The sequence below is a fragment of the Orenia sp. genome (genome assembly GCF_055140805.1).
Genome location: NZ_JBSQYM010000080.1, coordinates 1 through 14,134, shown reverse-complemented (window position 1 = coordinate 14,134; position 14,134 = coordinate 1). Strand labels below are relative to the sequence as shown.

Genomic DNA, 14,134 nt, shown 5'->3' with positions numbered 1-14,134 from the left:
GGAAAAGTTCGCGTTCAACTTGCATGTGTTAAGCACGCCGCCAGCGTTCGTCCTGAGCCAGGATCAAACTCTCCAATAAAGATTTATTTAAATGTGAATTCACATTTAATAACAAAAGTTTGATTAGCTCTATATTACGCTTGGTCAAAACTTGCATTGTTTAGTTTTCAAAGACCAAATTCAGAGTCGCTTTCATAAGCGACATTTAATATTCTATCAAATTCAGCTTTAGTTGTCAAGAACTTTTTTTCAAACCATCAGACAACAGCCCAAAGAAGGTTGTCTAAAAATATTCAGAAAAATTCCTGCTATTCAACAAAAAATATTATATCAGCCCTCTAGGTGATTGTCAAGATTAAATTTAAAATTAAATAATTAAATTATATTAACTAATAAAGTTAATAATTTAACCAAAAATTATTAATAAAATCTATCCTCTTCTATAATTCTTGTAAACAACATTTAATATAATAACATCTTAAATATAAGTTGTCAATAATAATTAATAATAAATTTAGATTGGTGAATTATAATTACTAAAAATTAATCTTCCTCATAAAATAAAAATCTATACTCAATATTATAAAAAATAGAATCTTCCATGACTTTTGTGAAAAATCAGATTGATAACTAATAATAAAATATAAGAAATCGGTTATCAGGAATCTGGAATCAGTATAATTCACAATTTTTTGATTCCAGATTCCTAAGGTTATATTTTGAGCTATAACTATTGTTAATCACTAAGTTTATTGTTGAACCAAAATATAAATATTAAGTATAGATATATTTTTTTCACCATTATTTATCTACAAAGAGCAACCATCAAATAATAATCTTTATCTTCAATTGGCTTCTCTATAGTCTTATCACATTGACAATATAAATCTATTTCTGAAAATGAACTTAATAAATCCCTAAATTCTTCTTCTGTATATTGTCTATAGTGATATGGATTAACACATTCAAAGTCCCTACCTCTTCCAAAGGGAGTAGAAATGATCAACAGACCACCTTCTTTTAATAAGCTCTTTAAATTATCAATAAAAGTATAATCATCTTTAATATGCTCTATCGTTTCCATACTGATAATAGTATCAAATTTCCCTATTTTATCAAAAAGACCTTTATCATTAACATCTCCTACTAAAAATTCATTCCAAGGATAATTATATACCCTTTTAGCATATTCAATTGTCTCTTCATCTATATCTACCCCTACTATCTTATCAATTCCTTCACCCATTGCCATTAGAATTTCACTGCCATATCCTACTCCACAAGCAATGTCTAAAACCCTTCCTCTAACAAAACGACTAGCAAATTTATATCTAGCTATGTGCTCAATTACTAAGCCATTTCTTGGATTCATTTCTGCTGGAATAACTCGCTCCCCTGTAAATTCCATCTTTCTTCCATTCCCTTCTTTCTTTCATCTTTTACTGCACTAATTGTATAAACTGACCTAGGATTCCACAACAACCAACTAGATATTTGATTATCATTTACAGCTTTTATCTGTTCCTTAACTTCCTTATCTGTATATATATGTCTTAATGAAAAATCCTGTAACCAAGGTCTTAATTTATAGCTCTTGTCCCCTAATTTCTGTCTAGCATCTTCTAAACTTTCAAAAATTATATCATAAGGATTACTATCAGGATTATCTATTCCATAAAATCCAGAGCTATAATGAGATGGGTAAATCATCGGCGATAGATAATCTACATAATTTACCAACCTTGTGATATCCTGACCTATCTTTAAGTCACCTTTAACAGTAGTAGTTAAACCAAATACATCAGCAGAAATTAAAACATTATACTTCTCTAATCTGTCATTAGCAAACTTCAAAAAACCCTCTATAGCATCTGTCTTTGATTTATCCTCTTCTAGCCTAATAATCAACTTACTATTTACAGCCAGAGTAGGGAACCTAATATAATCGAATTGAATCTCGTCTAATCCTAATTTAGCCGCTTGCTCTGCTATCTTTATATTATGATTCCAAACCTCTTTTGAATAAGGACTAGTCCAAAGGGTGCTATTGATTATAGTTTCATTATCAATTGCCGATATATATTTCAAAGCATATTTTGAATCTTGTTTAGCCAAAGTGGGATCTTTAAAAACAGCTAACCTGCCAATGACATATATCCCTTTTTTATGTGCTTTATTCACTAGTTCTTCCAACCCATTACCAAATAGCTGTGAAATATTACTCTGCTTTCTAGAAAAAGTAATACGACCTGTTACATCCTTTAAATCAACTACAATAGAATTCAAATTGCTTTCTTCAACTTCTTTTATCAAATTATCAATCTTTCTTTCATTACCTACTACCCAACCATTTATATAGATACCTCTAACATTCTTAGAATAAGTAAAATGAGGAGATCTTAAATCCTTTTTACCTAAACTATAGTCCTCTTTTTTTCTAATAGGAAGATTGAGAGTAATCCTATTAGATATAAGGGATTGATCATCTATATTAGATTGGTTATATTCTTGTAAATCTAAAATATGTTTATAATCTAACACAAGCCCTGCATCAGCATTAAAAGAAGATACTAATGTAGTTAAAAGCAATATTATTACAATTACTGATATTTTTTTTAACACTCTTAACACCTCTTATTATTTAGCAATTGTCCCTAATTCTTATCCTAAATCTTATTATAACATATGTTAGAGGCGCTTTTTATATAAATTTATTAGATAAAAAAACAAAAAGAGGTGGGGATTCCACCTCTTGAAGAAGAAACTATAAACTACTAAAATTATTTAACCTCTGGTCTTAAATGAGGGAAGAAGATAACCTCTCTAATAGATGGTGAATCTGTTAATAACATAATCAATCTATCTATTCCAATTCCTAATCCTCCTGCAGGTGGCATTCCATACTCTAATGCTCTAATAAAGTCTTCATCCATCATATGAGCTTCATCATCCCCTGCTTCTCTTTGGGATACTTGGGCTTCAAATCTTCCTTTTTGATCGATTGGGTCATTAAGTTCAGAGAAGGCATTAGCTATCTCATTTCCTGCAATAAACAACTCAAATCTATCTGTGAAATCAGGATTGTTTGGATTGCGTTTAGCCAATGGAGAAACTTCTACAGGATACTGAGTAATAAAAGTTGGTTGAATTAATTTAGCTTCTACAAACTCTTCAAAGAATTCGTTTATAATCTCTCCAACAGATGTTTTGTCATCAACTTTAACACCTTTTTCCTTAGCTAGAGCCTCTGCTTCCTCTACTGTACTTACTTTAGAGAAGTCTACTCCAGCATATTTCTTAATAGAATCAACCATAGTTATTCTATCCCAATTACCCAAATCAATCTCTAAATCATCATATGAAATCTCTAAAGTTCCTAAGACATCTTGAGCAACTGTTTTAATTAAATCTTCAGTAATATCTATCATATCTTCATAATCAGCATAAGCCTCATATAATTCTAAAGAGGTAAACTCTGGGTTATGTTTAGTTGATAACCCTTCATTTCTCATATTTTTACCAAGCTCAAATACCTTTTCAAAGCCACCAACTAATAATTTCTTTAGATAAAGCTCTGGTGCAATCCTCATATACAAGTCGATATCTAAAGCATTATGATGAGTTACAAAAGGTCTAGCAGATGCTCCACCAGCAATCGGATGCATCAATGGAGTCTGAACCTCTAAGAAACCTTTTCCTTCTAAATAACTTCTAATTTTATGTAAGATACGACTTCTTAAAATAAACTTCTCTTTTACCTCAGGATTTACTACTAAATCAACATATCTTTGACGATATCTTAACTCAACATCTTTTAAACCATGCCATTTTTCTGGTAATGGACGTAAAGATTTTGATAACAATTTAAAGCTCTTAACTCTAATACTAATCTCTCCACGTCTAGTTCTAAAAACAGTACCTTCTATTCCAACATGATCGCCAATATTGAAGCTAGTAAATAACTCATATAACTCTTCACCAAGCTTATTCTGTTGAGCATAAACTTGAACTCTCCCTGACATATCGGCAATATCTGCAAAAGAAGATTTACCATGATTTCTAAAGGCCATTATACGGCCAGCAGTCTTAATAACCTTCTCTTCAGCTTCCAATTCTTCAAAATTATCTAATACATCTGCCACTATATTCTCTCGATCAAACTCATTACTATAAGCTTCAATCCCTGCCTCATTTAAATCATCTAATTTCTTGTGGCGCTCCATCATCAACTCATTCAATTCGTTTTCTAACATAACCCTATATACCCCCAAGTTTAATAAATTTATTACTATTTAAATTATTATTTTGTAATTGATAATATTTCAAATTTGAGTGTCCCAACTGGTACTTCAATCTCAACTGTATCTCCCACTTTGTGACCAATTAGTCCTTTCCCAATTGGAGAAACATTTGAAATCCTATTCTGATCTGGGTCAACTTCAGTAGGTCCTACAATTTTAAACTTTTCTTCCTCATCAAACTCTAAGTCTTTAACTGTAACTGTAGTTCCTAAACTAACCTTATCAGTAGTAATATTTTCTGTATTTATAACTTCAGCATTCTTTAGCATCTGCTCTAGTTCTCTAATTCTACCTTCAATAAAGGCCTGTTCATTCTTAGCATCATCATATTCTGAGTTCTCACTAATATCTCCTAAAGCTCTTGCTTCTTTAATTCTTTTAGCAATCTCTTTACGCTTAGGACCTCTAAGGTGTTGTAACTCTTCTTTTAATTTATCTAAACCCTCCTGCGATATAACAATTCTCTCCTCTTTCATCCTAGATACCTCTTTTCTTAAATTTTATAATATATTTATTATTTCAAAAATATAAAATAGTGTCAAGACATATTGACTTAACACTATTTATCCGACGTTAATAAATTATTATAATCCAACTTGTAAAAATTGTCAAGTTGAGCTGACTATTCTCCGAACTTTACTGACCTGCTGTAAAGTAACCTCCCTTTCTAGACTCCTTAAACTTGATAATCTAAATCCATGCTTATCAGCTAAATTGCTGATCTCAATTACCTTTTCTAAATCTAGCTCTGCCCCTAAACTGTAATTTTCATATTTTCCTTCTAAAGATAGAATCATAGTCTCTGCCATGCAGGCATAAGATGTTCCTTTTGGAAAACCAAAATTTAAATTAAATTGGACATCCCCTGGAACTTCTACTATTCCTCCATCTATAACCAATATATCATCTCTTTTAACTGCTATCTCTTCTGCAACATCACGAGGTCTAGCGATATCACAAACTATTGCTCCTGACTTTAATAAGTTGACATCAATTAGACTATCTACTGAGCTGGATACAGTCACCACAATGTCTGCCTGTGGTAATAGTTTATTCAATTCTGTATCAATTTCAACTTGAACATTATAAGTATTCCTCAACTCACCAGCTAACTCCTTTAATTTTTCCTCTCTTCTAGCTATCAACATTAAATATTTATTATCTCTTGCCAAAATTTTACTGCAAGCCTTACCTATAGAACCAGTAGCTCCTACAATTAAAATATTACTTCTTTTCATATCTATCCCCATAATATCACTTGCCAAAGCAATCCCTTCTAATGCTGTAGCCACTGTATAACTATTACCTGTAGTTACTGGTATATTAAGAGCTTGAGCTACCGTAAGACCTTTATCTCCTACTACAGAAGTAAATGCGCCTAACCCCACTATCTCTGCGCCCAACTCTTCAGCCTTTCTTCCAGCATCAATAATCTTATTTACTACCTCTTCTGTTGGCAGTTCAATCATCTGTCTAGCAGTTAGTGGGCAACAAACAAAATATCCCTCAGCTTCAATTCCTTTAACTGATTTAATTCCTGTAATATGTGATGCTTTAAAAGCTGGTACTACCTTAAGCATCTTCTCTAATAATTTATCAGAGAAGAATTTAGAGACAGGAAATTTCCTTGCTATGTCACTGACATCAAGAGGGTGAATTATAAACCCAAACTTCTTCATTAATTTGCCTCCTTATTATTACAATTAATTAAATGATAAGTCACCATATTATTAATTTGAATCCTATACCCTCACATCTATATTTAAATGAAACTATTTAATTAAATACTCCTGGTCAAACTCTTCTACCCTTGGTTCAAAATTAATCTCTCGTAATATATTCAAATAATCTGAAACTCTTATCTTATCTAAGGGCTTATCTAACAGGGTTACCAAGATTGCTTCCATTACATTGGTACCAAAAGAACGCCCTCTAAACTCTGGCGTGGTTGTAATTAACTTACTTAATCCTCTTTTCTTTAATAAATCTATATCTGAAGCTGTGACTGTATTTGTAATTATTATTCTATTTTGTAAATTTGGTGGCAAATAGCGCTTAATATAATGAAAATCCCCTGCTATAATATCAGCCCATTGATAATATTTGCTATACTTATCTCGACTCTCTTCTTGTTTATCTCCTGTGGGATAGAGTAATTTAAAAGGCAATCTGCTGACAATAGGCATGATAATTTGTGCTATATTATATAATGCATCTAGTGATTTTAAAGGAACAGGTATCCCTAATCCAAAGATTAAATCACCAATTAATAGCTCAGCCCCAGTATCTTTAAAGGATTCTGCCATTCCAAATCTATCTAAAGCACAAACCATCAAAATCTTCTTATCCTTCAAATTAATTTTCTTGTTGACTTGGCTGATTGCCCTACGCTCTAAAGTATTTTTTAATCCACTACCATCAACAATGGGGGTTTTATTGATATTTTTTATAATCTTTTTGGCATCCCTTAACAAATAGCGCTTATTACCTGCATAAAGATATAAGTCTATTCCACCTAGACCAAAAGCATCTACCTTACCATCAAGATCATTAAACATCTTAATAGCCTTATCCATATCACCATCGGTACCTATCCGCTCAATAATAAACTGCTCACCTAGTATCTCCCTTTGTACCCGATGATCTCTAGCGGAAGACCCTAAACTTATACTTACTACTCTTTTCATATATTTCACCTCTTGAAGGTTTAAAACTAAGGAACTCTCACTTTAATATGTGATAATGATTTTAAATTTATGTATAAAATAAAAAAAAAGCTGACAATCTTCCAAATGTCAGCTCAACTCTACTTGATACTCTCTTAATATTCTATTCATTACAGCTATATCTTCTGTTTGATTTAGAAGGTCTTTAATCGTCGTACAATTTTGAAGCCCCTTAATATACCAACTGGCATGTTTACGCATCTCTCTAACTGCTACATACTCCCCTTTGTACTCAACTAGATTCTCTAAATGTACTATTGCTGTCTCTATCTTCTCCACTGGAGTAGGCAAAGCTAATAATTTGCCAGTTTTAAGATAATAGGAAGTTCTTTTAAAGATCCAAGGATTACCCTGTGCACCTCTACCAATCATCACTCCATCACATCCTGTCTTTTCAATCATCTTTAAAGCATCCTCTGGTTTAAAGATATCACCATTGCCGATTACAGGTATAGCTACTGCTTCTTTAACTTCAGCTATAACATTCCAGTCTGCCTTACCACTGTAAAATTGACTTCTAGTCCTTCCATGAACAGCAATAGCCTCTGCTCCATTCTCTTCAGCAATTTGGGCTACCTCTACAGCATTGATACTATCTTGGTCCCAGCCAGTCCTAATTTTAACGGTAACAGGTCTATTTACCGCCTCTACCATTGACTTTACAATCTCACCTAATAACTTAGGCTCTTTCATTAAAGCAGAGCCATATCCATTCTTAACAATCTTGGGAGTAGGACATCCTACATTCAAATCGATTATCTCTGGGTTGCTCTCTTCTTCCACCTTTTTAGCAGCTTGAGCCATCACTTCAGGATTATTACCAAATATCTGAAGTGAAACTGGTCTCTCTTCTTTAGCAACCTCTAATAACTTTTCAGTTCTCTGATTCTCATAAACTAATCCATTGGCACTGACCATCTCGGTACAGACTAAACCACACCCCATACCTTTGACTAGCTTTCTATATGGTAAGTCTGTAACACCAGCCATTGGTGCCAAAATAACTGGATTATCTATTTCTACATCTCCTATCTTCAACAAAATGATCACCTCATTTGAAATTTGCTAAGTTAAACGTCAAAAGGGAAACATAAAAGTCTCCCCTGATAATTAGATACATTTAAATTTAAGATTATATAAGTATATTACAATACTTTTAGGAATCAGTTATCAGGATTCTGGAATCTGCTAAAGACACGTATTACTGATTCCCGATTCCTGATAACTAAAATATCATAATATATCTTTATTCTATCAATTTTTTACTAACATCAGGTGTTAATCACTAACTACTTATCCCTATTCATCTTTTCAATAATCCTCAGACCTTCTAAAGTAAGAAATTCATTAACAATATCAATCTCCTTAGAACGAGGACTGATTAGCTCTGCTAAACCTCCTGTGGAAATAACCTTAGCATCTTCAGCAAACTCCTCTTTCATCCTCCTGACTATTCCATCTACTTGGCCTACAAACCCATATAAGATTCCCGACTGTAATGCATCATGGGTATTCTTCCCAATTACATTCTCAGGAAAATTCAGCTCTATTCTAGGCAACTTAGCTGCTCTATCAAATAAAGCTTCTGTAGAAATCCCTATACCAGGAGCAATAACTCCTCCTATATAATCTCCCTTAGCAGATAGAGCATCAAAGGTAGTTGCCGTACCAAAATCCACTATAATAGCTGGACCACCATATAGTTCATCAACTGCAACAGCATTTACTATTCTATCAGCACCTACTTCTCTAGGGTTATCCATCTTAATATTAATTCCAGTCTTAACCCCTGGACCTATAACTAAGGCCTCTACCCCAAAGTACTTAATCGCAACCTCATCTAAAGTATTGATAACTGGAGGGACAACAGATGAAATCATCATCTTCTCTACATCCTCTAGCTTAAACCCATTGCTCTCAAAAAGATTAATTAATAAGATACCATATTCATCTACAGTCTTACTTCTATCAGTAGATATTCTCCAATCTATTAATAACTCATCATTCTGATATAACCCTAATACAATGTTAGTGTTCCCTACATCAATAGCTAAAATCATCCTCTTTCTCTCCTTATCACTTATTGTTAATTCCCAGAGCTAAATCCCTGATGGTATAAAGATACTTCACCAGAATAGAATCTTCTAATTTCATTGTCAACCTTCACAAGTAATGCTCCATCTTCAGCTATATCAAAAGCCTCTCCTATTATCTCTTCTTTATTATTATCTAGCTTTACTGTCCTACCCAGAGTATAAGAATAACTTTTCCACTCCTCTAATATATCTTGGAAGTTATTTAGTTTCTTATAACTCATCTCTAACTCTTCTAATAAATCTTGTACAAATTCAACTCTACTTATCTTCTTACCTGTTTCAGTATAAATTGTAGTTACTTTATTATGTAAAGACTCATCAAATATTTCTATAGGAAAATTGAGATTAATCCCCATCCCCACAACTAAATAATCGACTCTATCTAACTCAGCACCCATCTCAGTTAAGATCCCACTGACCTTCTTATCACCAACGAGAAGGTCGTTAGGCCACTTTATCTTAGCATCTACAGCACTTAGCTTACTTATTGTCTTAACTATAGCTAAAGAAGCTATATAGGTGGCTCTAGTAGCCAATGTAGGTTTAATATCAGGGCGTAAAATACAGGATACCCAAATCCCACCTAAAGGACTACAGAACTCTCTGCCTAAACGACCCTTCCCACTCTTCTGCTCTTCAGCAATAACTATTGTCCCTTCCTTTACTCCACTTTGAGCTAATTTCTTGGCTACATTATTAGTCGAATCTACCTCTTTATAATAAATTATTTCACGGCCAATTATCTCTGTATCTAAATTACGTTTAATCTCTTCTGGTAAGAGATTATCAGCAGGAGTAATAAGTTGATAACCAACCTTTGATGAAGATTCAATCTGATAACCTGCTTCCCTTAAATAATTAATATACTTCCAAATAGAAGTTCTAGATACTCCTAGCTTATTACTCAGCTCTTCTCCAGAGAGATATCTATCTTGATTTTGATAGAGCAAATCAAGTACCCTCTCTCTACGGTCTAAACTCTTTTTCATATTATCACCTCAAAGGATGCTTTAGTATTTTTATCAATAATATTCATTGGTTTATTTAAATGCTAACTCTCCTATTTATTATACTTTTTATCAATTATATAATACCTGCTACTAAAACTCAATAAAATAGAGTCTATTGCTAGATAATATATAGCTACAAAATCAAATTTAGAAATGGGGATATATGAGATATTGCGACACTTTTACTTCAGTTCACAGTGTACAGTGGTTTACACGAAGAGTCTTGTCTTCTAGACTCGTAGGGACGGTTGACAGTTAAGGTCTTTAAAACCGAAGGAAATTTTTGTTTGAACGAAGCAAAAATTGAGCTAGAATTTAGAGTTCAATTAAATTTTGGCTAAAGAATCTGATTAATGGTAATAGTTAGTACTCTGATTGCTGAGTGAGTTTAATTTTCTTCTTGATTGGATTTATCACGAAGAGTTTTTATTCTTTAAAACTCGTAGGTTTGGTTACTTTTTCATCAAGGACGCCCTGTAGGAAGTAGTCTTGGGCTGAAAACGTAACCCGCCCTTAGGCGGAACCTAAGATTTTGTCTACTTTTTAAAAGTGGAAAATGTCGCAATATCCCCATTAAGTCTCACTTTAGACTTGAAGCATATAAATGAACTAATAATAAGATTTTAACATAAAAAAAGAGCCAACATCGGCTCTCTTTATCACTATTATAAATTAAAACTTATTTGTTAATGCTAGAGAAAACTCTAATCCACTAAAATCTACATCTTCAATTTTAAGAAATCTATATGCTGTTCTACCTATTAACGCCATATTGTCAGTAAGTGGTAATTTTGATTCTAGACCTATCCTAGCACCTAAGTCATTCTCGGAATCAGAAGACCCTCCATTTTCAAATTTACCTCTATAAATTCCCAATGCCCCATCTAAAGAAAAATTGTCTAATAACTTATATGTAAAGGTACCTAAAAAACCATTAAGAGTTACATCGGTTCCATCTACACCATAAGATGTATAATCCCATTCTCCTCCAAAAGCTAACCTCTCATTACTCCACTTTCTAGCTCCAATAAGAAAACCCTCACTAGAATCATCACCTGCTTCATCCTCATCAAAATTATAGAAATTAATACCTATATATTCTTCCCACTTTCCTGTAGAGTTAGAAGCACTAACATTAGTTGTAACTGCTAATATTAGTGTTAATAGAAGCATAAAAACAGATACCTTTTTCATAATTATTCCCCCTTAACATTTTTATCCAGTTATAAGGTTATACTATTTTTATAATTATGTCAATAATATTCCATTTAATAACTCAAAAAAGTCCCCCTTAAATTTAAGGGGGACTTTCTCAAAGTAATTAAATTTAAGATTAAGCTTTAACATCATCTTTTAAGATACTGATTAAAACTGCAGCGACTACAGTACCAACCAAGATAGACACTGCATACATTAATGCATTACCTACAGCACCAGGGATAAACAATGTAAAGATTCCACCATGAGGTGCTCTTAAAGTAGCCTTAAACAACATTGATAATGCACCAGTTACAGCAGAACCTGCCATAATGGAAGGAATAACTCTAACTGGATCAGCTGCTGCAAAAGGAATTGCACCCTCTGTAATAAAGGAGATACCTAATACTGCTGCTGCTTTACCAGCTTCTTTTTGCTGTTTATCAAATTTCTTTGGAGCAATAAATGTTGCTAATGCTAGACCTAATGGTGGCACCATACCAGCCGCCATCACAGCTGCCATTGGAGCATACACCTCAGATGCCAATAATCCAGTAGCAAAAGTATATGCTGCTTTATTAACAGGTCCACCCATATCAAAGGCCATCATCGCACCTAAAATCAATCCTAACAGTACTCTATTGGTTCCAGACATTCCCTGCAACCAAGCAGTAAGAGCATCCATGATATTCTTCATCGGTGTTCCAAGTACATAAATCATCAATAATCCAATAATTAATACAGATAATAAAGGTAGAATCAAAACTGGTTTTAATCCTTGGAAGTTCTTAGGTAACTTAATATTGTCATTTAAGAACTTAGTAATATAACCAGCTAAGAAACCAGCTACCAACCCACCTAAGAAACCAGCACCGATATTAGCAGCCAACATACCACCAACCATACCAGGAGCAAAACCAGGACGATCAGCAATAGAGCTAGCGATAAATCCTGCCAATACTGGAATCATCAAAGCAAAGGCTGTTCCTCCACCAATTGTCATTAAGGCTGCAGCCAAAGTTCCTTCCTGTTCAAAAGCTTTAATCCCAAAAACAAAGGAAAGTGCAATTGCTAAACCACCAGCTACCACAAAAGGTAACATATTAGAAACACCATTCATTAAGTGCTTATAGAATCCACTTCTTTGAGAGCTTCTTTCTGCTTTGTGTTGTTGTACATTATCTAATAAGTCCTCTTCTGGTTCAAAACCTTTAGCCTTCTCTAAAGCCTCTTCTATCAAACCTTTAGGATCTTTGATTGCAGCTCCTACTGGCACAGAAACAACAGGCTTTCCTTTAAAACGTTCTACATCTGCATCGGTATCAGCAGCAACAATAATAGCTTCTGCTTCTTTGATATCCTCTGGAGTCAATCCATTCTCAATTCCCACAGAACCTCTAGTCTCTACTTTAATATCAATCCCTTTTTCTTTAGCAGCTCCTTCTAAAGCTTCAGCAGCCATATAAGTATGAGCTACACCAGTTGGACAAGCAGTTACAGCTAATATTCTCATTTTATTTCCCCCTTTAAAATAATAGTAGTTTACATCTTAGTAAACTCCATCTACTAATACCCTCTTATAGATGAAAAGATTATGCTTAGGGAACTTATAAGACTTATTTATGGAATCTACTTTATGATTATAGAACTCTAAAATAAAGCTTATATTAATGTAATACTATAGACAAACAACTCTAGAATGAAACAATAGAAAGGTAATGTAACACTTTTGTGTCAGGAATCGAGAATCTGGAATCAGTCTGTTTTACTGATAACTGGTTGCTGACTCCTGATTCCTAAAGGTGTCACAATATCCCCATTAAATTACACTTTAGACTTGGATATCTATATAGATAAACAACTTTAGAATGTAATTTAAATATCCTAATAATTTAATACCTTTAAGTTCTTCGAATAAAACTAAAAGATTAATTAATCTTTTAATCTTTAATTCGTGTTAATTCGTTGCTAATCTTTAGCTTTTGATCTTTAGTCTTTTATTACACTTTAAAGTTGGACACCTATATAGATAAACAACTTTAGAATGAAATAATAGAAAGATAGTGTTACACTTTTTGGAATCTGGAATCAGTAGTCCGGAATCAGTTATAAACACTGATTCCAGATTCCTGATTACCGACATGAAAGTGTCGCTATATATTCATTCTATTCAAAACTGAATATTGAGAACTTTCTAAAAAAAATTAAAAATTTGCTTTCTTATAATCTCAAAATATATTTCTAATCGATTAGAAATATATTTAAAAAATTTTTAAATATATCCTTCTAAGCCAATTAATAATCCAATAAGTAATTTAAACCTTATTAACATAATAAAATACCCATTCTTTGACACAGATAGATCGTCAAATTAAAGTATGGGTATTATAAACTGATAGTCTTATTATCCTTATTATGCCATTGTAGTTAAACAAATAACTTATCTTCACCCCCTTAAAAAGAAATATCAAAATCATCCTAGCCTAATATCGGCTTCCTTATATTAGTTATATTTTATTTTTCTAACCGTTTAGAACATGCAGAAAAATTTTTGGTTCAAATTTATCCCCTAAGAACAATCTTTCTAACCGATTAGAACAACTTGCTAACTTATATAAGAATTATATACTAACAGTTTTATAATGTCAAGCAAAAATAAAAAATATGTAAGATTTTTTATTAAATAATATCTAAAAGCTACTCTTACTATAGATAAACAACTTTAGAATGTAATATAAAACCAACCTCACCCCTAGCCCCTCTCCTCCTATCAGGAGAGGGGAATAAAAGATGCTTTAGTCCTC

At 32.8% G+C, this 14,134-nt stretch carries 11 protein-coding genes and 1 rRNA gene; all 12 read right to left on the bottom strand.

Annotated features, from left to right (window positions below; genetic code table 11):
- Nucleotides 1–79, bottom strand: a 16S ribosomal RNA gene (locus ACTCDL_RS09295); the annotation flags it as partial.
- 726 nt (nt 80–805) lie between these two features.
- Nucleotides 806–1,408, bottom strand: a complete 603-nt coding sequence (locus tag ACTCDL_RS09290; RefSeq protein WP_463176009.1) for a class I SAM-dependent methyltransferase — start codon at nt 1,406–1,408, stop codon at nt 806–808.
- Nucleotides 1,369–2,622, bottom strand: a complete 1,254-nt coding sequence (locus tag ACTCDL_RS09285) for a putative glycoside hydrolase (protein WP_463176007.1) — start codon at nt 2,620–2,622, stop codon at nt 1,369–1,371. The genes ACTCDL_RS09290 and ACTCDL_RS09285 overlap by 40 nt, the downstream gene beginning before the upstream one ends.
- A gap of 158 nt (nt 2,623–2,780) precedes the next feature.
- Complete coding sequence (gene lysS, locus ACTCDL_RS09280; protein ID WP_463176006.1) at nt 2,781–4,253, bottom strand: lysine--tRNA ligase; 1,473 nt, start codon at nt 4,251–4,253, stop codon at nt 2,781–2,783.
- Nucleotides 4,254–4,300: 47 nt separating this feature from the next.
- Nucleotides 4,301–4,777 carry a transcription elongation factor GreA gene (gene greA, locus ACTCDL_RS09275; RefSeq protein WP_463176005.1) on the bottom strand — a complete coding sequence of 159 codons (477 nt, stop codon included), beginning with the start codon at nt 4,775–4,777 and terminating at the stop codon, nt 4,301–4,303.
- A 132-nt stretch (nt 4,778–4,909) separates the two neighbouring features.
- Nucleotides 4,910–5,980, bottom strand: a complete 1,071-nt coding sequence (locus ACTCDL_RS09270; RefSeq protein WP_463176004.1) for an SDR family NAD(P)-dependent oxidoreductase — start codon at nt 5,978–5,980, stop codon at nt 4,910–4,912.
- A gap of 93 nt (nt 5,981–6,073) precedes the next feature.
- Complete coding sequence (locus ACTCDL_RS09265; RefSeq protein WP_463176003.1) at nt 6,074–6,988, bottom strand: quinate 5-dehydrogenase; 915 nt, start codon at nt 6,986–6,988, stop codon at nt 6,074–6,076.
- A 108-nt stretch (nt 6,989–7,096) separates the two neighbouring features.
- Complete coding sequence (dusB, locus tag ACTCDL_RS09260) at nt 7,097–8,065, bottom strand: tRNA dihydrouridine synthase DusB (RefSeq protein ID WP_463176010.1); 969 nt, start codon at nt 8,063–8,065, stop codon at nt 7,097–7,099.
- A gap of 251 nt (nt 8,066–8,316) precedes the next feature.
- The gene (locus tag ACTCDL_RS09255; protein ID WP_463176002.1) at nt 8,317–9,087 is read right to left on the bottom strand and encodes a type III pantothenate kinase; all 771 of its coding nucleotides are present in this window, start codon (nt 9,085–9,087) and stop codon (nt 8,317–8,319) included.
- Nucleotides 9,088–9,113: 26 nt separating this feature from the next.
- A complete protein-coding gene (locus ACTCDL_RS09250; protein WP_463176000.1) occupies nt 9,114–10,112 on the bottom strand; it encodes a biotin--[acetyl-CoA-carboxylase] ligase in 999 nt (332 codons plus the stop codon).
- Nucleotides 10,113–10,805: 693 nt separating this feature from the next.
- Nucleotides 10,806–11,327, bottom strand: a complete 522-nt coding sequence (locus tag ACTCDL_RS09245; protein ID WP_463175999.1) for an outer membrane beta-barrel protein — start codon at nt 11,325–11,327, stop codon at nt 10,806–10,808.
- A 139-nt stretch (nt 11,328–11,466) separates the two neighbouring features.
- Complete coding sequence (locus ACTCDL_RS09240) at nt 11,467–12,843, bottom strand: PTS fructose transporter subunit IIC (RefSeq protein ID WP_463175998.1); 1,377 nt, start codon at nt 12,841–12,843, stop codon at nt 11,467–11,469.
- Nucleotides 12,844–14,134 lie beyond the last annotated feature (1,291 nt).

Excerpts from the sequence above, each read along its gene's own strand:
- ACTCDL_RS09290 (WP_463176009.1), bottom strand. The coding sequence starts at position 1,408 with ATGGAATTTACAGGGGAGCGAGTTATTCCAGCAGAAATGAATCCAAGA.
- lysS (WP_463176006.1), bottom strand. The coding sequence starts at position 4,253 with ATGTTAGAAAACGAATTGAATGAGTTGATGATGGAGCGCCACAAGAAA.
- greA (WP_463176005.1), bottom strand. The coding sequence starts at position 4,777 with ATGAAAGAGGAGAGAATTGTTATATCGCAGGAGGGTTTAGATAAATTA.
- ACTCDL_RS09270 (WP_463176004.1), bottom strand. The coding sequence starts at position 5,980 with ATGAAGAAGTTTGGGTTTATAATTCACCCTCTTGATGTCAGTGACATA.
- ACTCDL_RS09265 (WP_463176003.1), bottom strand. The coding sequence starts at position 6,988 with ATGAAAAGAGTAGTAAGTATAAGTTTAGGGTCTTCCGCTAGAGATCAT.
- ACTCDL_RS09255 (WP_463176002.1), bottom strand. The coding sequence starts at position 9,087 with ATGATTTTAGCTATTGATGTAGGGAACACTAACATTGTATTAGGGTTA.
- ACTCDL_RS09250 (WP_463176000.1), bottom strand. The coding sequence starts at position 10,112 with ATGAAAAAGAGTTTAGACCGTAGAGAGAGGGTACTTGATTTGCTCTAT.
- ACTCDL_RS09245 (WP_463175999.1), bottom strand. The coding sequence starts at position 11,327 with ATGAAAAAGGTATCTGTTTTTATGCTTCTATTAACACTAATATTAGCA.
- ACTCDL_RS09240 (WP_463175998.1), bottom strand. The coding sequence starts at position 12,843 with ATGAGAATATTAGCTGTAACTGCTTGTCCAACTGGTGTAGCTCATACT.